The 23955-nt window shown below is 68.9% G+C and carries 18 protein-coding genes; 7 read left to right on the top strand and 11 right to left on the bottom strand.

All coding sequences use genetic code 11. The annotated features are described in order from the left end of the window. Positions 1–34 precede the first annotated feature (34 nt). Positions 35–1885, bottom strand: a complete 1851-nt coding sequence (gene ilvD, locus ABT313_RS35055; protein ID WP_350862728.1) for a dihydroxy-acid dehydratase — start codon at positions 1883–1885, stop codon at positions 35–37. Between the two features lie 122 nt (positions 1886–2007). On the opposite strand from ilvD, the gene ABT313_RS35050 reads away from it, so the two are divergent. The 4 genes from ABT313_RS35050 to ABT313_RS35035 all read left to right on the top strand — a co-directional run bounded on the left by ABT313_RS35050 (position 2008) and on the right by ABT313_RS35035 (position 5819). After that, positions 2008–2850, top strand: a complete 843-nt coding sequence (locus ABT313_RS35050) for an AraC family transcriptional regulator (protein WP_350862726.1) — start codon at positions 2008–2010, stop codon at positions 2848–2850. After that, entirely contained in the window at positions 2847–3272 is a 426-nt protein-coding gene (locus ABT313_RS35045) for a VOC family protein (RefSeq protein WP_350862723.1), read from the top strand. The genes ABT313_RS35050 and ABT313_RS35045 overlap by 4 nt, the downstream gene beginning before the upstream one ends. 59 nt (positions 3273–3331) lie before the next feature. After that, the gene (gene recQ / locus ABT313_RS35040) at positions 3332–5164 is read left to right on the top strand and encodes a DNA helicase RecQ (protein ID WP_350862720.1); all 1833 of its coding nucleotides are present in this window, start codon (positions 3332–3334) and stop codon (positions 5162–5164) included. A 79-nt stretch (positions 5165–5243) separates the two neighbouring features. Further along, positions 5244–5819 (top strand): dihydrofolate reductase family protein, encoded by a 576-nt coding sequence (locus tag ABT313_RS35035; RefSeq protein ID WP_350862717.1) that lies wholly within the window; start codon positions 5244–5246, stop codon positions 5817–5819. Between the two features lie 18 nt (positions 5820–5837). Here ABT313_RS35035 and ABT313_RS35030 read toward each other — a convergent pair whose 3' ends face one another. Continuing rightward, on the bottom strand, positions 5838–6707 hold the full coding sequence (locus tag ABT313_RS35030; RefSeq protein WP_350862714.1) for a LysR family transcriptional regulator: 870 nt from the start codon (positions 6705–6707) through the stop codon (positions 5838–5840). A 100-nt stretch (positions 6708–6807) separates the two neighbouring features. On the opposite strand from ABT313_RS35030, the gene ABT313_RS35025 reads away from it, so the two are divergent. Next, a complete protein-coding gene (locus tag ABT313_RS35025; protein ID WP_350862711.1) occupies positions 6808–7509 on the top strand; it encodes an SDR family oxidoreductase in 702 nt (233 codons plus the stop codon). A 1-nt stretch (position 7510) separates the two neighbouring features. Here ABT313_RS35025 and ABT313_RS35020 read toward each other — a convergent pair whose 3' ends face one another. The 9 genes from ABT313_RS35020 to ABT313_RS34980 all read right to left on the bottom strand — a co-directional run bounded on the left by ABT313_RS35020 (position 7511) and on the right by ABT313_RS34980 (position 20011). After that, positions 7511–7882, bottom strand: coding sequence for a VOC family protein (locus ABT313_RS35020; protein ID WP_350862709.1), 372 nt, complete (start codon positions 7880–7882; stop codon positions 7511–7513). Positions 7883–7915: 33 nt separating this feature from the next. Then, positions 7916–9169, bottom strand: a complete 1254-nt coding sequence (locus ABT313_RS35015; protein ID WP_350862706.1) for an amidohydrolase — start codon at positions 9167–9169, stop codon at positions 7916–7918. A gap of 75 nt (positions 9170–9244) precedes the next feature. Next, positions 9245–11038, bottom strand: coding sequence for a DUF3352 domain-containing protein (locus ABT313_RS35010; protein ID WP_350862704.1), 1794 nt, complete (start codon positions 11036–11038; stop codon positions 9245–9247). Positions 11039–11086: 48 nt separating this feature from the next. After that, on the bottom strand, positions 11087–11713 hold the full coding sequence (locus tag ABT313_RS35005) for a hypothetical protein (protein WP_350862701.1): 627 nt from the start codon (positions 11711–11713) through the stop codon (positions 11087–11089). Between the two features lie 33 nt (positions 11714–11746). Then, positions 11747–15298, bottom strand: a complete 3552-nt coding sequence (dnaE, locus tag ABT313_RS35000; RefSeq protein ID WP_350862698.1) for a DNA polymerase III subunit alpha — start codon at positions 15296–15298, stop codon at positions 11747–11749. 385 nt (positions 15299–15683) lie between these two features. After that, entirely contained in the window at positions 15684–17990 is a 2307-nt protein-coding gene (locus tag ABT313_RS34995; RefSeq protein ID WP_350862695.1) for an ATP-binding protein, read from the bottom strand. Between the two features lie 34 nt (positions 17991–18024). After that, the gene (locus ABT313_RS34990; RefSeq protein ID WP_350863811.1) at positions 18025–18933 is read right to left on the bottom strand and encodes an RluA family pseudouridine synthase; all 909 of its coding nucleotides are present in this window, start codon (positions 18931–18933) and stop codon (positions 18025–18027) included. A 14-nt stretch (positions 18934–18947) separates the two neighbouring features. Then, positions 18948–19532 (bottom strand): signal peptidase II, encoded by a 585-nt coding sequence (gene lspA / locus ABT313_RS34985; RefSeq protein ID WP_350862692.1) that lies wholly within the window; start codon positions 19530–19532, stop codon positions 18948–18950. A gap of 23 nt (positions 19533–19555) precedes the next feature. After that, positions 19556–20011, bottom strand: a complete 456-nt coding sequence (locus ABT313_RS34980) for a TraR/DksA family transcriptional regulator (protein ID WP_350862689.1) — start codon at positions 20009–20011, stop codon at positions 19556–19558. On the opposite strand from ABT313_RS34980, the gene ABT313_RS34975 reads away from it, so the two are divergent. Further along, complete coding sequence (locus ABT313_RS34975) at positions 20010–20483, top strand: hypothetical protein (RefSeq protein WP_350862686.1); 474 nt, start codon at positions 20010–20012, stop codon at positions 20481–20483. The genes ABT313_RS34980 and ABT313_RS34975 overlap by 2 nt on opposite strands. A 246-nt stretch (positions 20484–20729) precedes the next feature. Beyond that, positions 20730–23879 carry an isoleucine--tRNA ligase gene (gene ileS, locus ABT313_RS34970; protein WP_350862683.1) on the top strand — a complete coding sequence of 1050 codons (3150 nt, stop codon included), beginning with the start codon at positions 20730–20732 and terminating at the stop codon, positions 23877–23879. Positions 23880–23955 lie beyond the last annotated feature (76 nt).

The raw sequence follows: 23955 nt of genomic DNA, 5'->3' as shown, positions 1-23955 counted from the left end.
ACGCCTGGCCGCCGGACCGCCACAATGCGTGGGATCAGCCGAGCTTGGAGACGTCCCGGACGGCGCCGCGGTCCGCGCTGGTCGCCATCGCGGCGTACGCCCGGAGCGCGGCGGAGACCTTGCGCTCGCGGTTCTTCGGCGCGTAGACACCGCCGAGAGCGTCCCGGCGCGCGGTCAGCTCGGCCTCGTCGACCAGCAGCTCGATCGAACGGCCGGGGATGTCGATGCGGATCTGGTCGCCGTCCTGGACCAGGGCGATCGTGCCGCCGGACGCGGCCTCGGGCGACGCGTGCCCGATCGAGAGTCCCGACGTACCGCCGGAGAAGCGGCCGTCGGTGACCAGCGCACAGACCTTGCCCAGACCGCGGCCCTTGAGGAACGACGTCGGGTACAGCATCTCCTGCATCCCCGGCCCGCCCTTCGGGCCTTCGTACCGGATCACGACGACGTCGCCCGGCTGCACCTGCTTGGCCAGGATCTTCTCGACGGCCTCTTCCTGCGACTCGCACACGACCGCGGGTCCCTGGAATGTCCAGATCGACTCGTCCACACCGGCCGTCTTCACGACACAGCCGTCGACGGCCAGGTTGCCCTTCAGGACAGCGAGACCGCCGTCCTTGGAGTACGCGTGCTCGAGATCGCGGATGCAGCCGCCGGCCGCGTCGGTGTCGAGGGTGTCCCACCGCTCGGACTGCGAGAAGGCCGTTGCGGAACGCTTGCAGCCCGGGGCCGCGTGCCACAGCTCGACCGCCTCCGGCGACGGGGAACCGCCGCGCAGGTCCCAGGTCTTCAGCCACTCGTCGATCGAGTCGCTGTGCACGGTGTGGATGTTCTCGTTCAGCAGGCCGGCGCGGTGCAGCTCACCGAGGATGGCGGGGATGCCTCCGGCGCGGTGCACGTCCTCCATGTAGTACGTGCCCTGCGGGGCGACGTTCGGCGCGACCTTCGCCAGGCACGGGACCCGGCGGGACACCGCGTTGATGTCGTCGAGGTCGAAGTCGACCTCGGCCTCCTGGGCGGCGGCCAGCAGGTGCAGGATCGTGTTGGTCGAGCCGCCCATCGCGATGTCCAGGGCCATCGCGTTCCCGAACGCGTCCTTGGTGGCGATGTTCCGCGGCAGCACGGTCGCGTCGTCGTTGTCGTAGTACCGCTTGGTGATCTGTACGACGGTCTCGCCGGCCTTCTCGTACAGCGCACGCCGGGCGGTGTGGGTCGCCAGCACGGATCCGTTGCCCGGGAGCGACAGGCCGATCGCCTCGGTCAGGCAGTTCATCGAGTTCGCGGTGAACATGCCCGAACAAGAACCACAGGTCGGGCAGGCGTTCTCCTCGATCCGCAGGATGTCGGCGTCGGAGACGTTCTCGTTGACGGCCTCGGACATCGCGTCGATCAGGTCGAGCTTGCGGACCGTGCCGTCGACCAGCGTGGCGCGGCCGGCCTCCATCGGGCCGCCGGAGACGAACACGGTCGGGATGTTCAGCCGGAGCGCGGCGTTCAGCATGCCCGGGGTGATCTTGTCGCAGTTCGAGATGCAGACCAGCGCGTCCGCGCAGTGCGCCTCGACCATGTACTCGACCGAGTCCGCGATCAGGTCCCGCGACGGCAGGCTGTAGAGCATGCCGCCGTGGCCCATCGCGATCCCGTCGTCGACGGCGATCGTGTTGAACTCGCGGGCGATACCGCCGGCCGCGTGGATGGCCGCGGAGACGATCCGGCCGACCGGGGCGAGGTGGGTGTGACCGGGGACGAACTCGGTGAAGCTGTTCGCGACCGCGATGATCGGCTTGCCGAAGTCCTCACGGGCTACCCCGGAGGCCTGCATGAGCGCGCGGGCGCCCGCCATGTTGCGGCCGTGGGTGACGGTACGGGACCTCAGAGCAGGCACGACGACATCTCCTCGCAGTAGAACGATGCACTTGATGTTGCCACGCCCGTCCGAATCGCGGTACGCGGGTCCCGGATCGTGGAGCAGATGATTCTGTCGGAGGCGCGTTCTAGCCTGAGTTCATGGCAGGGACGGGGCACCACACGCGGCCGGTGCACCCTGCCCTGCGGCCGTATGTCGGGGACCTCACCGGCTACGCGTCGTACGGCGAGCCGCTCGAGCTGCATCGCGGTCTGCCGTCGCGGTGCATGACTCTGGTCATCACGCTGGACGAGCCGCTCGGTGTCGCGTGGCCGGGTCAGCCGGTCGACAAGTTCGACGCCCTCGCCGGTGGGCTGCACTCCACCGCGGTGCACATCGGCCAGACCGCCAGCCGGGCCGGCGTCCAGGTCTCGCTCACTCCCCCGGCGGCCCGCGAGCTGCTCGGGCTGCCACCGGGCCGGCTCGCCTCGATCGTGATCGGTCTCGACGAGTTGTTCGGCCGGTCGGCGCGTGAACTGACCGAGCAGCTGCGCGAGGAGCCGAGCTGGGACGGACGATTCGCGTTGATCGAGAGCTTGTTGCTGCAACAGCTCGGCCGGCACAACGCGGGCACGGCACAGCCGGAGGTCGACTGGGCCTGGCAGCGACTCTGCGCGTCGCACGGAGCGATCAGCGTCCAGCAGCTCGCCACCGAGGTCAGCTGGAGCCGCCGCCACCTCACCGACCGGTTCACCCGCGAGCTCGGCCTGGCCCCCAAGGTCGCCGCCCGCGTTTTACGTTTCGAACGCGTCACCGCACACCTCCGCCACCACCCGAAAACCCGCCTCGCCGACCTTTCCGCCGCAGCCGGTTACGCCGACCAGGCCCACCTGACGCGCGAGTTCCAGTCGATCGCGGGTTGCTCGCCGCGCCAATGGATGACCGAGGAGCTCCCAAACCTTCAAGACTTCATCCCGGCCGGGGCGCGAGTCTCGGAGGTATGAACACTGCGACAGAGAAGAACGTGATCGGCGTCTGGCCGGGCCTGCACTACCGGGACGGGCAGGCAGCATTGAAGTTCCTCACCGAAGGCCTCGGCTTCACCGTCGTCGCGTCGTACCAAGGCGCCGCGGAGGGGTCGATCGCGCACGCGGAGCTGTCCTGGCCCACCGGCGGCGGGATCATGCTGGGCTCGGCCGACGCGAAGACCGAGCCGGACGAGTTCACCGCACTGACCGACCAGCGGCAGTCGGTCTATCTCGTGCACGACGATCCTGACAGTCTGATCGGCCATGCGATCGGCGCGGGTGCGGTCGTCGTTCGCGGACTGGAGGACACCGATTACGGATCGCGCGGATTCACCGTGCGCGATTTCGAGGGAAATCTGTGGAGTGTCGGCACGTATGCGGGCGAGATCGGCCGGTAATCCACAGGCTGCGGAGACGGAGTCGGCATCTGTCGGTTGATCTCATTAGACTCGCCGGGGTGAGCGAGACAACCGGACTGCCTGACTCCGAAGCCCTGCAAGTGCTGCGGCGCGTGTTCGGGTATGACGCCTTTCGCGGTCAGCAGGCCGAGATCATCGACACCGTGGTCGCGGGCGGCGACGCGCTGGTGCTGATGCCGACCGGTGGCGGGAAGTCGTTGTGCTACCAGATCCCGGCGCTGGTGCGGTCCGGTGTCGGAGTGGTGATCTCGCCGCTGATCGCGTTGATGCAGGACCAGGTCGACGCGCTCACGGCACTCGGCGTACGCGCCGGATTCCTCAACTCCACCCAGGACTTCGACCAGCGGCGCGAGGTCGAGCAGGCGTTCCTCGCCGGCGAGCTCGACCTGCTGTACCTCGCGCCCGAGCGCCTGCGGGTCGACTCGACCGTGCGGCTGCTCGACCAGGGCAAGATCGCGTTGTTCGCGATCGACGAGGCGCACTGTGTGTCCCAGTGGGGCCACGACTTCCGGCCCGACTACCTGATGCTGTCGGAGCTGCACGAGCGCTGGCCCGACGTACCGCGGATCGCGTTGACCGCGACGGCGACCGAGGCGACCCACAAAGAAATCGCGACCCGGCTCAACCTGTCCGAGGCCAAGCACTTCGTCGCGAGCTTCGACCGGCCGAACATCCAGTACCGGATCGTTCCGAAGGACAACCCGCAGCGGCAACTGCTCGACCTGCTGCGGACCGAGCACGCCGGCGACGCGGGCATCGTCTACTGCCTGTCCCGTAACAGCGTCGAGAAGACCGCGGCCTTCCTGACCCAGAACGGGATCGAGGCCGTGCCGTACCACGCCGGCCTCGACAGCCGGACCCGCGCGGACAACCAGTCGCGTTTCCTCCGTGAGGACGGCTTGGTCGTGGTCGCGACGATCGCGTTCGGGATGGGGATCGACAAGCCGGACGTCCGGTTCGTCGCGCATCTCGATCTGCCGAAGTCGGTCGAGGGCTACTACCAGGAGACCGGCCGCGCCGGGCGGGACGGACTGCCGTCGACGGCCTGGCTCGCGTACGGCCTGCAGGACGTCGTCCAGCAGCGGAAGATGATCGACACGTCCGAGGGCGACCTCGCGCATCGGCGACGGCTCGGCTCACACCTCGACGCGATGCTCGCGCTGTGCGAGACCGTGCAGTGCCGGCGCTCACAACTCCTGGCGTACTTCGGGCAGCACGGCGACAAGTGTGGGAACTGCGACACGTGCCTGACTCCGCCCGAGTCCTGGGACGGGACGATCGCGGCGCAGAAGCTGCTGTCGACGGTGTACCGGCTGCAGCACGAGCGCGGCCAGAAGTTCGGCGCCGGGCAACTGGTCGACATCCTGCTCGGCAAGGAGACAGACAAGGTCAAGCAGTTCCGCCACAACGAGTTGACCGTCTTCGGGATCGGCACCGAGTTGAAGGACACCGAGTGGCGCGGCGTGGTCCGGCAGTTGCTAGCGCTGCGGCTGCTGGCCGTCGAGGGTGACTACGGCACGCTCGTGCTCACCGAGGAGAGCGGTGAGGTGCTCGGCCGTCGACGTGAGGTGATGATGCGTCGCGAGCCCGAACGGGTCCGCTCGTCGTCCCGGTCGTCCGGCGGGAAGAAGGCGGCCGTCGACCTCGCACCCGAGGCAGCGCCGGTCTTCGAGCGGTTGCGTGCTTGGCGGGGCGCGGTGGCGAAGGAGCAGGGCGTCCCGGCGTACGTGATCTTCCACGACGCGACGCTGCGGCAGATCGCGACCGACCTGCCGTCGTCGCTGGCCGAGCTGGGCAGGATCAGCGGCGTCGGCGAGAACAAGCTGGCCAAGTACGGCGACGGCGTACTGGAGACCCTGGCCGCGGACTGATGTCGAATCCACAGGGTTCTCTTCGACGCGAAGGCAGAGGGTGCGGATCGGCCGCACCGTCGAGCTAGGGAGAACGCTCATGTCTTCAGCTGTGTTGTTGATGTCGATGTCCGCCGACGGCTACATCGCCGGTCCGAACGACGGTGTAGGGAACCCGGGCGGCGACGACTTCATGCGATTGCACCAGTGGTACCTCAACGAGGACGGCGATGTCGGCCGGCCCGCGGGTGAAGCCGCCGTGATCTGGGACGAGCTGCAGGAGACCGGCGCGGTCGTGGTCGGCCGGCGGACCGGCGAGCAGGTCGACTTCTACGGCGGCGACCACCACGGCGTACCGATCTTCGTCGTCACCAGCGACCCGGCCGCGACCTCGCCGTACGAGAAGGTGACGTTCGTGGGCGACGTCGAGACCGCGATCGCCCGCGCGAAGGAAGCTGCCGGCGACAAGGACGTGCTGGTCCACGGCGCGGTCACCGCACAGAAGGCGCTGGCGGCCGGCGTACTCGACGAGCTGCAGATCGACCAGGTCCCGGTCCTGTTCGGCGGCGGCATGCGACTGTTCGACGCACTACCCGAGCGCGTCGAACTCGAAATCGCCCGCGTCATCGACACCCCCCAGGCAACCCACATCCGCTACCGCGTCCGCCGCTCGTAGTCCTCGCGGGCGACTGGGTCAGGGCGTCCAAGCCACGTTCGGTGCGAGGGCGGCGAAGTCGTGGATTAGGTGGGAGCGGCGTGTCGAGGGCCAGGCCAGGCAGACGGTGTTGGGGGTGAGGTCGGCGACCGGGACGGCGACGACGTCGGAGCGTTGGTAGAAGGTGGCGACCGACAGCGGGATGATCGAGATGCCGCGGCCGGCGGCGACGTGTTCGAGCTTCTCCTCGACGCTGCGCATCACCGGGATCGGCTTCGCAGTGCGGGTGCGGAGTTCGAGTGCGATGTCGCGCCATTCGGGTACGGCGTCCGGGTCCTGCAGCAGGTGCTCGTCGGCGAGATCGGTGATGTCGATGACGGGCTTGCCGGCGAGGCGGTGATCGGCCGGGAGCATCGCGACCCGCGGTTCCTCGAACAGCGGGCGTACGGTCAACCCGGCCTGGTCGATCGGCAGCCGGACGATGCTCACGTCGACCCGCCCGTCCTGCAGTACGTCGACCTGGTCGTTCCACGTGGTCCGGATCAGCTCGACCTCGATGCCGGGGTGGGCCCCGCCGAACGCCCGGACCGCCTCGGTCACGGTGAGCCCCGGCATGAAGCCGATCGTGAACGTCTTCGGTCCCTGCGCCGCCTGAGCCACCCGCCGACGCGTCGCATCCGCCGCGGACAGCAGGGGACGCGCATCGTCGAGCAGTTGCCGCCCGGCCGGGGTCAGCTCGGTGGCGCGCTTCGTGCGCACGAACAGCTGCGCCCTGAGCTCGCCCTCGAGCGCCCGGATCTGCCGCGACAGCACCGGCTGCGCGATGTGCAGCCGCTCCGCCGCCCGGCCGAAGTGCAGTTCTTCGGCGACGGCCACGAAGTACCGGAGCTTGCGGAGATCGAGATCCATAATACCTTCAGGGTATTACAGCGGCCCGAACAGGTCTTGGACGACGGCCGCCCGACGACCGCATCGTGGAAGGGAATCCCCCACCACGAAAGGTCTTGCCATGTCCTTGCAGAACCAGCGCGTCGTCGTCCTCGGCGGTACGTCGGGTATCGGCCTCGCCACCGCCCGGCTCGCTGCCGCCGACGGCGCGACCGTGATCGTTGCCTCTAGCAACCCCGAGTCGGTGAAGCGCGCACTCGAATCGCTGCCGGACTCGGCGTCCGGTGAAGCCGTCGACCTCACCGACTCTGCCGCCGTCGCCGCCTTCTTTCACGGGAAAGAAGCCTTCGACCACTTGGTGTTCACGGCCGGCGAAGCGCTGACCCTGCTCGAGATCGACTCACTCGACCTCGGCAAAGCCAGGCAGGCGTTCGAGCTGCGGTACTTCGCCGCTCTGGGCGCCGTCAGCGCGGCCGCAGCCAAGATCCGGTCGGGCGGCTCCGTCGTACTCACCACCGGAGCCGCCGGCGATCGCCCCGGCCCGGGCTGGTCGGTGGCCGCGAGCATCTGCGGCGCGATCGACTCCGCCGTACGGGCGTTGGCACTCGAGCTCGCGCCGATCCGCGTCAACGCCGTCAAACCAGGTGTCGTGCGTACGCCGCTGTGGCGCGGCGGCCTCGACTACGACGAGACCGCGCGCCACCTGCCCGTCGGGCGCGTCGGCGAACCCGAGGACGTCGCGGCGGCGTACGTCTACCTGATGAACCAGCCCTACGCGACCGGCTCGATCGTCTCGGTCGACGGCGGCCACGTGCTCGTCTGAATCAGACGCCGGAGATGTAGAGCCGGTTTCCGTCCTGGTCGCGGAGGCTGAACATCGGCGGGATGCCCGGCCACTCGAGCAGTTCGTCGGTGTCCACGCCGGCGTCGAGGAAATGCTGGTGGGCGGCCTTCGCATCGGGGCTGCCCATCCGGATCCCGGTGTCGACGCCGGCCGGGTTGCCGTCCGACGCCGGTACGAGCGCGATGCTCGCTGAGGATCCGGCTGGCGCGACGACAATCCAGCGGCCGCCGAGCTGCGGCAGCGGCGCGTCCATCAGGACCTCGAAGCCCAGCGTCTCGGTATAGAACGCGACGGCCCGGTCCTGGTCGGTCACCGGTACGCCGACGGTGCGGATCTCGCTGATGTGGTTCATGGTCGTCTCCTTGTCGTGAAGAGGTGCTTTCACTCAGGAGGTAGATCCCGATCCCGGCTTTTCGACATCACCCGGCGAAGAATTCAGCCAATGACGGGCGGCGGTGACGAGTGCGGCCACGCCGATCTCGATCGTCGGACTCGGGACCGGGTGGTAATGCGGCGAGTGGTTGGACGGAAGATCGGCCACAACCCGGACGATCTCCTCCATCGTCTGCGCACCCGCGAACTCGGCCGGGTCGGCGCCGCCGAGCAGCCAGTAGACGATCGGCGCGTCGACGGCCTGGGCAAGCACACCGACATCCTCGCTGCCCGTGATCAGGCCCGGGTCGACCACCCGTCCGGCACCGACGACAGACTCCAGCACCTGCTGCGTGCGTTCGGTGGCGGCGGCATCGTTGATCACGGCAGGCACGGCCTCGAGCCGCTCGACGGTCGGCGGACGCGGTGCCCCGGCGGCCTGCGCCTCCGCGGCAACGATGCGCTCGATCGCTCCGAGCACCCGGTCGCGAACCTGCTCGGAGTAGCTGCGGACACTCAGCAGCAACTCGGCGGTGTCCGGGATGATGTTGGCCTTCGTGCCGGCGTTGATCGCACCGACCGTCAGTACGGCGGTGTCGTTGCCGGCCACCTCCCGGGAAACCACGGTGTGCAGCCGGACCGTTGTCGTCGCGGCGAGCAGGACCGGATCGACCGTCGCCTCCGGACGGGAGCCGTGACCGCCGACGCCGAACAGCGTGACCCGCAGCGTGTCGGCGGACGCGAACGACGGCCCGGGCCGCAACCCCAGCGTGCCCGCCGGGATCGGGGCCACGTGCTGCCCGAGAACGATGTCGGGCTTCGGCACCTTCTCGTACAAGCCGTCGTTGACCATGTCCTGAGCGCCGGCGCCGATCTCCTCGGCCGGCTGGAACACGACCACCAGCGTCCCGGCCCAGGCGTCCCGGGCAGCGGCCAGCTCGAGCGCAGCCCCGAGCAGGCAGGTGACATGCATGTCGTGGCCGCAGGCATGCATGACGCCGTCGACCGTGCTCGCGTACGGCAGACCCGTTTCTTCGGCGACCGGCAAGGCGTCCATGTCGGCCCGCAGCAACACCGTCGGCCCGGCGCCCTGACTCAGTACCCCGGCGACACCGGCTCCGCCGACGCCTTCGTGGACGTCGAACCCCTGCTCACGCAACCAGTCCGCGACGATCCCCGCCGTACGGCGTTCGTCCCCGGACAGCTCCGGGTGGGCGTGCAGGTCCTCGTAGGTCAACCGCAACCGTGCTGCCAGGTCCCCGTCCATATCCGCACTGTAGACGATCACAAACAAGCCCCGGGCCGTCCAGCGACGGACGACCCGGGGCTTTTCAGTTGGTGGCTACTTCGCGACGACCCGCAGGCTGAACTCGGCCTGACCGTCGCCGGTCGAGCGGGTGACGATGCCGGCCGAGCGGAGCGCGGCCAGGTCCTTGTCGTCGGCGAACCGCTGACTGATCGAGCCGATCGAGGCGAAGTCGACGTACCCGATCATCAGCGCGCCCTTGGTGTCGGGCAGCGCCTGCTTGAAGTTGTCCGTGCTGCCGAGGTTGCCGCCCTGCAGCACCTGGTCGGCGTACTCCTTGCTGGTCGAGACCACCAGCGTGTCGTCGTCCTTCGCGGTCTCGATCGGGATGTTCGCCGACGAACGCTGCCGCAGCAGCGATGTCAGCTTCTGCACCACCGGCTCGGCCTTCGCCGGGTCGGTCTCCATCCGGGCCGCGATCTTCGGCCCGTTGGCGGTGTCCTTGTCCATGGCGACCGCGAGGTTCTTCCCGGCCAGGCTCTTCAGGTCGTCCGGCAGGTTCAGGCCGGTCTCCTCGGCGATCCGGTCGAGCATCGGCTTGAGGTTCTCGCCGCCCGCCTTCTGCACCTGCTGCCACGCGGTGTCGATCAGGTTGTCGCCGCCGGAGATCGCGATCGCGCCGGCCGTGCTGTCCGGCAGCTTCGAGATCAGGTCGGCGGCGTCGGCGCCGGAGTTCACCTTGATGCTCTTGTCGCCCTGGCCGATGCCCTTCAGCTCGACGTACGACGCGTCGAACCGCAGCGCGACCGCCGTCGTGGCGTCGCCGAGGCCGGCGATCTGCCCGGAGTCGACCTTGCCGGTGATCGAGGCGATGCCCTTCACGTCCGCCCAACCCGACAGGAAGCCCTGCTCGCCGAGCTTGTCCATGTCCGCGCTGAACTTGGCGTTCTTGGTCAGCGGGTTGCCCTTGGCGGTCGCGACCGCCGCGTCGACGGTCGCCTGGTCGTCGGACAGCAGCATGTAGCCGTCGCTGAACGCACGGCCGGGCTTCTTGTCCTCGTTCGCCAGCAGCTTGTCCATGCCCTTGTTCGCGGCGTCCTGGTTCTTCACCTGGAGCGCGACCACGACGTCCGGCTCGCGCTTGCCCTCGGCCGGCGGGAGCGCGGCGATACCGGCCCGGTCACCCAGCCACGGCTTGATGTCCTTGTCGTAGTCGACGTCGGCGAGGTCGTCTCCCGATGACTTCTTGATCTGCTCGAACAGCTTCTGCCGCAGATCGTCCTTGTCGCCGGTCAGGCCGAGCTTGTCCTTCACCGACGGGAACTTCATCATGAACCGGATCGCCGCGACCTTCTGGCCCGCGGACGGGTTCAGGTCGACCCGGGCGTACGCAACCGCGGTGCCCGGCAGGACGTCGGCCGGCTGCTTACCGCCGGCAAGCTTGCCGTAGGCAAAGATTCCGCCGCCGGCCACGACCAGGACCATCGCGAGGGCGGCGATGATCGGGATCACCTTGCCGCGCTTCTTCTTCGGCTCCGGCTGCCACTGCGGCTGCCCGCCGTACCCGGGGCCTTGCGGCGGCTGTCCGCCGATGTGCATCTGCTCGTACGACCCCTGACCAGGCTGACCCGGCTGACCGTACTGCGGCTGCCCCTGCTGCGGCCCGCCGTACTGCGGCTGACCCTGCTGCTGCTGGTACCCCTGCTGCTGCCCGTACTGCGGCGCCTGCTGCGGGCCCGGCCGGTAACCCGGCTGCGGCTGCCCCTGCTGCTGCGGCGGACCCGGCGGCCGACCCTGCTGCGGCCAAGGGTTCTGACCGGGCGGTGGACCGTACTGCGGACCGCCGGCGCCTGGGTACTGCGGGTTGGGGGGTTGGTTCTGGTCGGACATATGCTCCCTCGCTGGCTCCGGTGGCCTCACCCGCCGGACCTGCAAAGGCTAGTGGACCGGGGGCGCAGGGTCTGACGCAGCAGGTTGCGAAGTGGTTGCAACCGGAGTAACAGGGTCAGCTCGCCAGGTCGCGGCCGCGATCACGGCACACGCCAGCGCGGCGCCGACCAGCCAGGCGGCCGCCGGCGTCCAGGTATGCAACTCGAGCGGAGCCGCCACCAGATCACCCGGCCGGGCAGCCCGCAGCCGCGGCTCGATCGCGTCGTGCCCGAGCAGCATGCCGACACCCCAGCAGACACCGGAACCCAAGCAGGCGCCGAGGGCAACAATCGCGACCGACCACGGACCGTAGTTCCGCAGCCACCAGAACAGCGCACCGCCGAGCACCAGCGCGGCGAGGAACCCGATCGCGGTGAACGTCCCGTCCGGCCCGAAGATCCGGGTCATCTGCTCCTCGCCCAGCGCACCGCCCTGCTCGTCCACGGTGTACTGCGCCAGCGGCGAGAACTCCTGCCACGCCCAGCCCGCGACGACGCCGGCCACGAGGAACACCGCCACTGTTACCAGCACGGCCTTCGCCCACGGCAGCGGCCGCTCCTCCACCGGCGGCGCGCCGAACGGATTACTCGACGGCGGCGCCACGTACGGCGAAGGCTGGAACGACTCTTGACTCACGCCGACAGTGTGCCGCATCGGTTCCAGCGCCGATCAGCTGGCCAGGCAGGATGGGCCGAGGAGTGCCTTCAGGTCGGCCATCAGGGACGCTGTCGGGGTGACGCGGTACTGGTCCGCGATTCGCCAGATCTCGGTCTTCTGGCGCGCCTGCAGCTTCAGCTGCACCTCGGTCATCCCTGGATGCGACTTCAGCACGTCCCGCAGTTGCGTGACGACCGGCGGCGTACAGCGGTTGGCCGCCATTGTGATCACGACCGGTCCGCTCGGGCCTTCGGTCAGGTCGGGTACGACGACCTCGTCACCGCTCAGCTCGAGCCGGTCCTCGCGGCGACGCACCCGGCCCTTCATCAGGATGATCGCGTCGTTGGTGAGCAGGTGCGCGTGCAGCTGGTACGCCGAGGAGAACATCATCACCTCGATCGAACCTTCGAGGTCCTCGATCGTGACGATCGCGTAGATGTCGCCGCGCTTGTTCACCTTGCGCTGGACCGCGGTCACCAGGCCGCCGATCGTGACCCGGCTGCCGTCCGGCCGGTCCTCGTCGGCGAGCAGCTGACCGATCGTGCAGTCGCTGCCGTTGGTGAGCACATGCTCGACGCCGAACAGCGGGTGGTCGGACACGTACAGCCCCAGCATGTCGCGCTCGTGCGCCAGCTTGGTCGCCTTGTCCCACTCCTCGATCTCGGGGACGGTGACGGTCAGGCGGCTGTTGCCCTCGCCCTCGTCGGCCTCGTCGTCACCCATCGAGAACAGGTCGAACTGGCCGTGCGCCTCGTTCCGCTTGAGGTCGATGGCTTCGTCGACGGCCTGCTCGTGCACCGCGACGACCGCGCGCCGGGCGTGCCCCATCGAGTCGAACGAACCGGCCTTGGACAGCGACTCGATCACGCGCTTGTTGCAGACCGGCAGCGACACCTTGTCGATGAAGTCGACGAAGTCGGTGAACCGGCCCTTGTCCTCGCGGGCCGCGACGATCTCGGCCACGACGTTCACCCCGACGTTGCGGATCGCGGACAGACCGAAGCGGATGTCGGTGCCGACCGGGGTGAAGTTCGAGTCGGATTCGTTGACGTCCGGCGGCAGCACCTTGATGCCCATCCGGCGGCACTCGTTCAGGTAGATGGCCATCTTGTCCTTGTCGTCCTTCACCGACGTCAGGACGGCGGCCATGTACTCCGCCGGGTAGTTGGCCTTCATGTACGCGGTCCAGTACGAGACCAGGCCGTACGCCGCGGAGTGCGCCTTGTTGAACGCGTAGTCGGAGAACGGGAGCAGGATGTCCCACAGCGCCTTGATCGACGCGTCGGAGTACCCGTTCGCCTTCATGCCCTCGGAGAAGCCGACGTACTCCGCGTCGAGGACCTCGCGCTTCTTCTTACCCATCGCGCGGCGGAGCAGGTCCGCCTTGCCGAGCGAGTAGCCGGCCAGGCGCTGGGCGATCTCCATCACCTGCTCCTGGTACACGATCAGGCCGTAGGTGATGCCCAGCACCGGCTCGAGCGCCTCGGCCAGCTCGGGGTGCGGGTAGCTGATCTCCTGCGCGCCGTTCTTGCGCAGCGCGTAGTTGGTGTGGCTGTTCGCGCCCATCGGGCCCGGGCGGTACAGCGCGGTACTCGCGGAGATGTCCTCGAAGTTGTCCGGCTTCATCAGCCGCAGCAGCGCCCGCATCGGGCCGCCGTCGAACTGGAAGACGCCGAGCGTGTCGCCGCGGGCGAGCAGGTCGTACGTCGGTTTGTCGTCGAGGTCCTTGCTCAGCTTGTCGAGGTCGACCGTGATGCCGTGCGCGGCCTCGATGTTCTTGACCGCGTCGTCCATGATCGTCAGGTTGCGCAGGCCGAGGAAGTCCATCTTGACCAGGCCGAGCGTCTCGCAGCTCGGGTAGTCGAACTGGGTGATGATCTGGCCGTCCTGCTCGCGGCGCATGATCGGGATCAGCTCGATCAGCGGCTCGCTGGACATGATCACGCCGGCCGCGTGCACACCCCACTGGCGCTTCAGGTTCTCCAGGCCGCGGGCGGTGTCGACGATCTTGCGGACGTCCTGGTCGCCCTCGTACAGCGTGCGGAACTCGCCGGCCTCGGAGTACCGCTTGTGCTGCGGGTCGAAGATGCCGGACAGCGGCACGTCCTTGCCCATCACCGCGGGCGGCATCGCCTTGGTGATCCGGTCGCCCATCGCGAACGGGTAGTCCAGCACCCGTCCGGCGTCCTTGATCGCCTGCTTGGCCTTGATGGTTCCGTAGGTGACGATCATCGCGACCCGGTCGTCGCCGTACTTCTCGGTGACGTAGCGGATCACCTCGGGGCGGCGACGGTCGTCGAAGTCGATGTCGAAGTCCGGCATCGACATCCGCTCCGGGTTCAGGAAGCGCTCGAAGAACAGACCGTGCAGCAGCGGGTCCAGGTCGGTGATCTTCATCGCGTACGCGCACATCGAGCCCGCACCGGAGCCACGGCCCGGGCCGACCCGGATGCCGTTGGCCTTGGCCCAGTTGATGAAGTCGGCGACGACGAGGAAGTAGCCGGCGTACCCCTTCGAGACGATGACCTCGATCTCGTAGTCGGTGCGCTTGCGGACGTCGTCCGGGATGCCCGCCGGATACCGGTGGTGCAGACCGGTCTCGACCTCGGCGACGAACCAGGACTCCTCGTTGTGACCCTCCGGGCAGGGGAAGCGCGGCATGAACCGGCCCTCGCCCTCGGTGAAGCCGACCTCGCACTGCTCCGCGATCAGCAGCGTGTTGTCACACGCCTCCGGGAGCTCCTTCCAGACCTCGCGCATCTCGGCCGGGGTCTTCAGGTAGAACTCGGTGCCGTCGAACTTGAACCGGTTCGGGTCGGACAGGGTGGAGGCCGACTGGACGCAGAGCAGCGCGGCGTGCGCGGTCGCGTCCGCCTGGTGCGTGTAGTGCAGGTCGTTGGTCGCGACGAGCGGCAGGCTCAGATCTTTCGCCAGCCGGAGCAGGTCCTGCTGGGTCCGCCGCTCGATCTCGATCCCGTGGTCCATCACCTCGCAGTAGAAGTTCTCCGCGCCGAAGATGTCCCGGAACTCCGCGGCCGCCTCGACGGCCTCCTTGTACTGCCCGAGGCGCAGCTTGGTCTGCACCTCGCCACCCACGCACCCGGTGGTCGCGATCAGGCCCTGGCCGTAGGTCTGCAGCAGCTCGCGGTCCAGCCGGGGCTTGAAGTAGTAGCCCTCGAGGCTGGCCAGCGACGCCATCTTGAACAGGTTGTGCATCCCGCCGGTGTTCTTGGCGAGCAGCGTCATGTGCGTGTACGAACCGCCACCGGAGACGTCGTCGGAGCTGTTGTTGCTGGCGTCGCCCCAGCGGATCCGCTTGCGCTCGGTGCGATGCGTCTGCGGTGTCAGGTACGCCTCGACGCCGATGATCGGCTTGACGTCGTACTTCTTCGCGGTCCTCCAGAACTCGTACGCCCCGAAGACGTAACCGTGGTCGGTCGTCGCCAGGGCCGGCATGCCGGCCTCCTGGGCGGTCTTGAACAACTCGTCGATCCGCGCGGCGCCGTCCAGCATCGAGTACTCGGTGTGCACATGAAGATGCACGAAACTGTCGCTGGACCCCATATCGGCGCGGACCTCCCAGGGCGTACGTGAGGTGGACCGGTACAGCCTATGCGGGCCCGCCGACAGTTCCTCACCGGCTCACCGGCCCAGGGTCGCGGCGCCCGCTATCCGGTCGTGGATCAGACCACGAGCACACCACTTCACGGCGCAGGGACGCGGCGCCGCAACCCGGCAACCCGGCAACCCGGTGGCGGGCAGAGCGGTGGACCCGGCACGGAGCGGGGGGACTCCGGTCGCCAGGCCCACCGGCGACGCTGCCCGGGTGGAGGGACCAGGCGGCGCGGGCGCGGTTGGGGGGAACCGCGGCCACGTTGTGGCACACAACGTTGATCACCACTGTCGCGCGGTCGTGCGCCGGCGCGCATCGGGACGGTTACGGATCTGACTACGGACGTGGGTGGTCCGCCACCCACCGGCCGACCTGGCTGCGGGAGGCGAACCCGAGCTTGCTGAGAATGTGCTCGACATGGGTCTCGGCAGTCCGGGGGGAGACGGTCAGGCGGTGCGCGATCTCGCGATTGCTCAGCCCCTCCCCGACCAGTACGGCGACCTCGTGCTCACGCGGCGTCAGCCGGTGTCCGCTCCCGGCCCGGCCGCCCGCATCCTGCTCATCGTCCTCCCCCAGCGCCAGCGCAACGGTCTGCTCGAAGGTGTACGCCGCTCCGCGCGCGAACGCCGCGTCGTACTCGCCCTCCCCGATCGCCGCCCGGATCCGCTCACCGGTCAGATCGTCGAGCCTGCTGTACGGCGTCCGCGTGTCGACAATCACGCCGCTGCGCCAGACCGCCCGCGACGCACCCATCAACCGCGCCGCCCGCTCGTCCGGCGCCGCCGATCCGGCGCACCACGACAGGGCCTGGACGCAGAACCCGATCCCGGTCCGGTCGTTCAACGGCCGCAGCGACCGAATCGCGTCCCGGAACCGCCGGGTCGCCGCCTCGGGCTGGCCCCGGTCACGCCACTCGACCACGCCGACGGCCCACATCCCGTACGCCCGGGACTGGACCGCGCCCGCCGCGTCGGCCAGCTCGTAGGCCTGCCGGCTGAACCCCTCGACCCACTCGTCGCCGAGGAAGAAGGTTGCCAGGGACAACAGATAGAGGCTGTTGAACTCACCGTGCCGGTCCTCGACCGCGCGGAAGCCGGCCAGCGCGGCCTCGAGCTCGGCGACCGCGGATGCCGGGTCGCCCTGGTAGATCAGCGCGTGCGCCGACACCTCGGCGAGACCGGCTCGCAGCCGGTCGTCGTCGTACCGCTCGGCCAGTTCTTCGCACTCGGCCAGCCAGCGCGCGAACTGCTCGGCCTCGCCCAGGAACATCGCGAGCTGGCACCCTGCCAACAGGCCAAGCGCACGGCTCTGTGTCGGCCTGGGTGCGGCGTCGAGCGCTCGAGTGAGGTAGCGGTGGCCTTCGCGGAGGAGGCCCGCGAACCAGAAGGTCCAGATCGGTGCTGCCAACTCCAGCGCGACCGGCTCCTCTCCGGGCTCGGCCAGGCAGAAGTCGATGGCGGTCCGCAGGTTCTGATGCTCGCGCCGCGTCCGCAGGAACAAGTCACCCTGCTGCGGGCCGAAGGAGTCGGTCGCCCAGCGAGCCGTCAGCGCCCGGTAGTACTCGCGGTGCCGGAGCTGGTACGCACGGGTCTGGTCGCCGAGCCGCGTCGCTCCGAACTGGGAGATGGTCGTCAGCATGTCGTAGCCGGAGACCACCGGAGCAGACGCCAGGTTGCGACTGATGATCGACTTGTTCACCAAGCCGGCGATCAGGCCGAGTACCTCGTCGCGTTCGATACCGTCGCCTGAGCAGACCTCCTCCGCGCCCTCCAGATCGAAGCCGCCGGAAAAGACCGAGAGGCGTTGCCAGAGCAGGCGTTCGGCGCGCGAACACAGCTCGTAGCTCCAGCCGATCGCGGCTTCCAGCGCCTTCGGATGCGACGGATCCGCCGCCTCGGCGCCCAGCAGGAGCCGGACCCGGTCCGCGAGTCGCTCGCGGATCTGCGGCAGCGACAGCGTCCGCATCCAGACCGCGGCGTGCTCCAGCGCCAGCGGTACGCCGTCGAGCAGCCGGCAGACCTCGATCACCTCGTCCCGGTTGGCATCGTCGATGCTGAAGCCAGGGGCCATGGCCCGGACCCGGTCGGTGAACAGCACCAATGCCTCGTACTGATCCGCGGCCGCGGGCGGCGTCTCGGCCGAAGGTGTCGGCAGCGGCTCCATCGCCAGGATCTGCTCGCCCTCGACGCCGAGAACCTGCCTGCTGGTCGCCAGGCTCCGGAGCCGGGGTGCAGCCGCCAGCAACTTGCTCACGAGTACGGCGCACGCCGCGGCCAGGTGCTCACAGTTGTCGAGCACGAGCAGCAGGTGCTTGTCCTCCAGGAAGTCCGCCACATCCGACTCGGGGCTGGCCGACACCTGGATGAGCTCGAGCGCCTCGGACAGCGTGTGGCCCAGCAGAGCCGGATCCCGCAAGGCCTGCAATTCGACGAACCACACGCCGTCGTCGAACGTCCGCCGTACCTCGGCTGCCATCCGCACCGCCAGCCGCGTCTTGCCGACCCCGGCGACCCCGGTCAGCGTCAGCAGCCGACTGCTCGACAGCAGCCGCCTGGTATCGGCCAGTTCCCGCTGCCGCCCGACAAAGCTGGTCACCTCAGCCGGCAACCGCCCGCGCCCCACCCCGGCTCGAGATCCCTCCATGGGTTCAGCCTAGGCCGGTACGCCGCCCGGGTCCCTACTGCGCGTCGACCAGCAGGTCCAGCGCGTGGTCGAGGTCGGCGGGGTACTCCGAGGTGAACTCGACGTACTCGCCGGTGCCCGGGTGGGTGAAGCCGAGGCGCATGGCGTGCAGCCATTGGCGGGTGAGGCCGAGGCGTTCGGCCAGGACCGGGTCGGCGCCGTACGTGAGGTCGCCGCAGCACGGGTGGCCGATCGCGGACATGTGGACGCGGATCTGGTGCGTGCGGCCGGTCTCGAGGGTGATCTCGAGAAGCGTCGCGTACCGGAACGCCTCGAGCGTCTCGTAGTGGGTCACGCTCGGCTTGCCGCCGGCCACCACGCCGAACTTGTAGTCGTGGTGCGGATGCCGGTCGATCGGCGCGTCCACGGTGCCGGTGAACGGGTCCGGATGGCCTTGCACCAGCGCGTGGTAGATCTTCTTGACCGTCCGCTCCTTGAAGGCGCGCTTGAGGACGGTGTACGCGTACTCCGTCTTCGCGACGACCATCAGCCCGGACGTGCCGACGTCGAGCCGGTGCACGATGCCCTTGCGCTCGGCCGCGCCGCTGGTGGAGATGTTGAAGCCCGCACCGGCCAGATGACCGATCACGGTCGGCCCGGTCCAGCCGGGCGAGGGGTGTGCCGCGACCCCGACCGGTTTGTCGACCACGACGATCTCGTCGTCGTCGTACACGATCCGCAGGTTGTCCACGGTCTGCGGCACGACGGTCACGTCGGACGGCGGCGGTGGCAGCTCGACGTCGAGCAGCACGCCGGCCGCGACCCGCGAGGACTTCGGAGCGGGCGACCCGTCGACCTGGACCAGACCGGACTCGATCAGCTCGGCCGCCTTGGTCCGGGACACGCCGAACAGCCGCGACAGCGCCGCGTCCAGCCGCTCACCCGCGAGACCGTCCGGCACCATCACGGTCCGGGACGTCACTTGCGCTGCTCCCGCGTCCCGTCGAGCTTGACCCCGCGCAGCGTCTGGATCACCAGCAGGATCGCGGCCGACGTCACCGCCATGTCCGCGACGTTGAAGATCGCCCAGTGCGGCGTCTGCAGGAAGTCGACCACGTGCCCGTGGAACGCCGACGGCTCCCGGAAGATCCGGTCGATGATGTTCCCGACCGCGCCGCCGAACAGCAGCCCGAACGCGACCGCCCAGCCCACCGACCCGAGCCGCCGGGACAGGTAGACCACCCCGATCGCGACGGTGATCTGGATCGCCGAGATGTACGGCGTGTAGCCGGTCCCGAGGCTGAACGCGGCGCCCGGATTCCGGATCAGGTTGAACTTCAGCAGCGACCCGACCACGTTCACCGGCTCACCCGGCGTCAGGTGGGCCAGCGCGAGCGCCTTCGTCACCTGGTCGAGCAGCAGGATCACGACGCCGACCGCGCCGAACAGGCCCATCCACTTCCAGGACCGGACGGGCGGTGGCGGCGACGGTGGGGATGGCGAGGACGACGGAGAACCGGCCGACGGGTCGTCGGCCGGTTCCGTGGTGTCTGCGTCTCCCACCTGGTGAGACGAGGCAGGGTCGTTCAGCGGCGTTCCTGGCGTTCTTTGCATGACACGCACAGTGTCGCACGCGGGAACGCCTGCAGCCGACCCTTGCCGATCGCGTTGCCGCAGTTCTCGCAGACGCCGTACGTGCCGTCGTCGATGCGGGTCAGCGCGAACTCGATCTGGTTCAGCATGTCGCGGGCGTTGTTGGCCAGCGACAGCTCGTGGTACCGCTCCAGGGTGGTCGACCCGACGTCGGCCTGGTCGTTCCCGGCGCCGTCGCTGCCGTCGCGGAACAGGCCCGCGATCTCCTGCTCGGCGTCCCGGATCTCCTGCTTGAGGTGCTCGACCTCACCCTCCAGCTCCGTGCGGAGCTCGGCGAGCTCGGCAGCGGTCCACGGGTCCTCGCCCGGCTTCACCTTGAAGGTCTCGGCCGTATGTGCAGCGGACTTCGCCGGCGCCGTGGCCGGGGTCCTGTTCTCGTTCGTCTTCATGGCCACCCTCTTCGTCTGGGCTTCCTTGGCAGGGATCTTCTCGGCCGGAGCCTTCTTTGCCGCGGTGGAAGTCGGCGTCGACTTCTTCGCGGGAGTCTTCTTGGCCGGCGAGGCCGTCGCCGGTTTCTTCCTCGCCGGGGCTTTCCGGGCCGTTGTCTTCGCAACCGGCTCGGACTTCTTCGCAGCGCTCTTCTCGGCCGCGGCGGAACGTTGGGGGGCGGACTTCTTCGATGCCGATGTAGCCATGCTGATCAGCTACCCCCTGCCTTCGTCGGAGACTGAAGCGGACTGGTCGCAAGACAGTAGGCCACGTGCTCACCACGTGCCAGCCCGACGCGCAGACCGTGGACATACGGTAGTCGGTTCTTCAAGTCCGCTCGATGTTCCGCGCGTCACAGCCCTGTCTCAGCGACTACGCTACGTCACCGAACGTTTCAGTCGGCTCATCGGCCACTCCCCCAAGAACAATTAACGATTCGTAGTCAGCTCGTACGACGCCGTACACTGACAACCGCGATCCGCAAGGCAGTGATGGGGCTATCACCCCGGAGCCGCCGGAAGAACGGTCTGTAAGGGACCTATTAGAACCGGCAGCGGCAGCAAAAGGAAGTGGGTATCTCGCGGAGGGATACCAAGGAGGGTGGTACCGCGCGGTGCCGGCGCCGAGCCGGTGCTTCGTCCCTCGTCCCGCAGGTCAGTGGCGACGAAGGACGATGAGATGGCGGCAGAGAACCCACATACCCCCTGGCGGCAGGTTCCCGCCCAGGTCGACTTCCCCGCGCTCGAGCGCGAGGTGCTGACCCTCTGGGACGAGCACGACACCTTCGCCAAGAGCCTCGAGCAGTCCGCCGGCGGTCAGCCGTGGACCTTCTACGAGGGCCCGCCGACCGCGAACGGCATGCCCGGCACGCACCACATCGAGGCCCGCGTCTTCAAGGACGTGTTCCCGCGCTACCGGACCATGAAGGGCTTCTGGGTCGAGCGCAAGGCCGGCTGGGACTGCCACGGCCTCCCGGTCGAGGTCGCGGTCGAGAAGGAGCTCGGCTTCAGCGGCAAGAACGACATCGAGGCGTACGGCATCGCCGAGTTCAACGCCAAGTGCCGCGAGTCCGTACTGCGGCACGTGGACGCGTTCAACGACCTGACCGTCCGGATGGGCTACTGGGTCGACCTCGAGCACCCGTACAAGACGATGGACCCGGAATACGTCCAGTCCGTCTGGTGGTCGCTCAAGCAGATCCACGACAAGGGCATGCTGGTCGAGGACTACCGCATCACGCCGTACTGCCCGCGCTGTGGCACCGGCCTGTCCGACCACGAGCTGGCCCAGGGCTACGAGACCGTCGTCGACCCGTCGGTGTACGTCCGCTTCCCGCTGACGTCTGGTCCGCTGGCCGGCAAGGCGTCGCTGCTGGTCTGGACGACGACGCCTTGGACACTCGTTTCAAACACCGCAGTCGCCGTACACCCCGACGTCGAGTACGTCGTCGCCACCGACGGCGTGGAGTCGCTGGTCGTCGCCAAGCCGCTGCTCGACCGGCTCGGTGAAGGCTGGACCGTCACCGACGAGTACGCCGGCCGCGAGATGGAGCTGTGGAACTACCAGCGGCCGTTCGAGCTGGTGCCGTTCGACGAGCCGGCGCACTACGTCGTGCTCGCGGACTACGTGACCACCGAGGACGGCACCGGTCTGGTGCACCAGTCCCCCGCGTTCGGCGCGGACGACCTCGCCGTGGGCCGCGCGTACAACCTGCCGGTCGTGAACCCGGTGGACTCGAGCGGTCACTTCAACGCCGACGTACCGCTGGTCGGCGGGCAGTTCTTCAAGAAGGCCGACGAGGACCTGGTGAAGGACCTCGACGCGCGCGGTGTGCTGTTCAAGCACGTGCCGTACGAGCACCCGTACCCGCACTGCTGGCGCTGCCACACCCCGGTCATGTACTACGCCCTGCCGTCCTGGTACATCCGCACCACCCAGGTGAAGGACGCCCTGCTGCGGGAGAACGAGAAGACCAACTGGTACCCGGACTCGGTCAAGTGGGGCCGGTACGGCGACTGGCTGCGCAACAACATCGACTGGGCCGTCTCCCGCTCCCGCTTCTGGGGTACGCCGCTGCCGATCTGGCGCTGCGCCGACGACCACCAGGTGTGCGTCGGCTCGCTGGCCGAGCTCGGTGAGCTGGCCGAGCAGGATCTGAGCGCCACCGACCCGCACCGGCCGTACGTCGACGACATCACCTTCGACTGCCCGACCTGCGGCGCGGAAGCCCGCCGGGTGCCCGAGGTGATCGACGCCTGGTACGACTCGGGCTCGATGCCGTTCGCGCAGTGGGGCTACCCGTGGGCCGAGGGGTCGAAGGAGAAGTTCGCGACGTCCTACCCGGCCGACTTCATCTCCGAGGCGATCGACCAGACCCGCGGCTGGTTCTACACGCTGATGGCGATCGGCACGCTGGTGTTCGACGAGTCGTCGTACCGCAACGTCGTCTGCCTCGGGCACATCCTGGCCGAGGACGGCCGGAAGATGTCCAAGCACCTGGGCAACATCCTCGAGCCGATCCCGCTGATGGACGACCACAGCGCGGACGCGGTGCGCTGGTTCATGGCCGCGTCCGGTTCGCCGTGGAAGGCCCGCGGCATCGGTCCGAACGTGCTGAACGAGATCGTCCGGAAGGTGCTGCTCACCTACTGGAACACGGTCGCGTTCCACGCGCTGTATGCCCGGCTTGCGGACTGGTCACCTGCCGACGCGCCCGCGGTCGCCGACCGCTCGGTGCTGGACCGCTGGCTGGTGAGCGAGGCGCACCGGCTGGTCCGCGACACCGACGAGGCGTACGCCGCGTTCGACACGCAGCGGCTCGGCCTGCTGATCAACTCGTTCGTCGACGTGCTCTCGAACTGGTACGTCCGCCGTTCGCGCCGCCGGTTCTGGGCCGGTGACGCCGGCGCGCTGGCAACCCTGCACGAGACGCTCGAGGCGCTGACCCGGGTGATGGCACCGCTGACGCCGTTCGTCACCGAGCGGGTCTGGCAGGACGTGTTCCGCCCGGTCACGGACGGGCTGCCCGAGTCGGTCCACCTGTCCAGCTTCCCGACGTACGACGAGACGCTGATCGACGACGTACTGGCGCAGCACGTGTCGATGGCCCGCCGGGTCGTCGAGCTCGGTCGGTCGGCGCGCGCCGAGGCGAAGGTGAAGACCCGTCAGCCGCTGGCCCGCGCGCTGGTCGGATCGGCCGCGATCGCGGACCTGTCCCCCGAGCTGCTGCAGGAGATCGCGGACGAGCTCAACGTGGGCACGGTCGAGCCGCTGTCCGCGGCCGGCGCCGACCTGGTCGAGTTCTCCGCCAAGGGCAACTTCCGGGAGCTGGGCAAGCGGTTCGCCAAGCAGACGCCGGTGGTCGCGGCCGCGATCGCCGCCGCCGACGCGGGCGCGCTGGCGGTCGAGCTGAAGGAGACCGGTACGGCGTCGGTCGTCGTCGACGGCGAGGACGTCCGGGTCAGCGAGGCCGAGGTGCTGCTGTCCGAGCGGCCGAAGGAAGGCTGGTCGGTGGTCAACGAGCAGGGCGAGACCGTTGCCCTCGACCTCGAGGTGACGCCGGAGCTGCGGCAGGCCGGGCTGGCCCGCGAGGTGGTCCGGACGTTGCAGGAGGCCCGGAAGAACGCCGGCCTCGAGGTCTCGGACCGGATCAAGGTCTGGCTGACCTCGACCGACACCGAACTGACCGATGCCCTCGGCAAGCACGCCGACGAGATCGCCCGCGAGGTCCTCGCCGTCGAGCTGAACCAGTCCGCCCCCACCGAGGCCGACGTTGCCACCGGCACCGAAGAGGACCTCCAACTCACCTACTGGCTCACCAAGGCCTAACGCGGCGGCCGGACGGGGGGGGGGCGGGGGGGCGGGGGGGGGGGCCGGGGGGGGGGGCCGGCGGGGGGGGGGTTGT

Source organism: Kribbella sp. NPDC000426 (genome assembly GCF_040300265.1).
Taxonomy (GTDB): Bacteria; Actinomycetota; Actinomycetes; order Propionibacteriales; family Kribbellaceae; genus Kribbella.
The sequence above is the reverse complement of the archived record's forward strand: the minus strand, read 5'-3'. Positions and strand labels throughout refer to the sequence as shown.

Coding starts and splice junctions, on each gene's coding strand:
- ABT313_RS35050 (WP_350862726.1), top strand. CDS start 2,008: ATGGCAGGGACGGGGCACCACACGCGGCCGGTGCACCCTGCCCTGCGG.
- ABT313_RS35045 (WP_350862723.1), top strand. CDS start 2,847: ATGAACACTGCGACAGAGAAGAACGTGATCGGCGTCTGGCCGGGCCTG.
- ABT313_RS35035 (WP_350862717.1), top strand. CDS start 5,244: ATGTCTTCAGCTGTGTTGTTGATGTCGATGTCCGCCGACGGCTACATC.
- ABT313_RS35030 (WP_350862714.1), bottom strand. CDS start 6,707: ATGGATCTCGATCTCCGCAAGCTCCGGTACTTCGTGGCCGTCGCCGAA.
- ABT313_RS35025 (WP_350862711.1), top strand. CDS start 6,808: ATGTCCTTGCAGAACCAGCGCGTCGTCGTCCTCGGCGGTACGTCGGGT.
- ABT313_RS35020 (WP_350862709.1), bottom strand. CDS start 7,882: ATGAACCACATCAGCGAGATCCGCACCGTCGGCGTACCGGTGACCGAC.
- ABT313_RS35015 (WP_350862706.1), bottom strand. CDS start 9,169: ATGGACGGGGACCTGGCAGCACGGTTGCGGTTGACCTACGAGGACCTG.
- ABT313_RS35010 (WP_350862704.1), bottom strand. CDS start 11,038: ATGTCCGACCAGAACCAACCCCCCAACCCGCAGTACCCAGGCGCCGGC.
- dnaE (WP_350862698.1), bottom strand. CDS start 15,298: ATGGGGTCCAGCGACAGTTTCGTGCATCTTCATGTGCACACCGAGTAC.
- ABT313_RS34995 (WP_350862695.1), bottom strand. CDS start 17,990: ATGGAGGGATCTCGAGCCGGGGTGGGGCGCGGGCGGTTGCCGGCTGAG.
- ABT313_RS34990 (WP_350863811.1), bottom strand. CDS start 18,933: ATGGTGCCGGACGGTCTCGCGGGTGAGCGGCTGGACGCGGCGCTGTCG.
- ABT313_RS34975 (WP_350862686.1), top strand. CDS start 20,010: ATGGCCACCCTCTTCGTCTGGGCTTCCTTGGCAGGGATCTTCTCGGCC.
- ABT313_RS34980 (WP_350862689.1), bottom strand. CDS start 20,011: ATGAAGACGAACGAGAACAGGACCCCGGCCACGGCGCCGGCGAAGTCC.
- ileS (WP_350862683.1), top strand. CDS start 20,730: ATGGCGGCAGAGAACCCACATACCCCCTGGCGGCAGGTTCCCGCCCAG.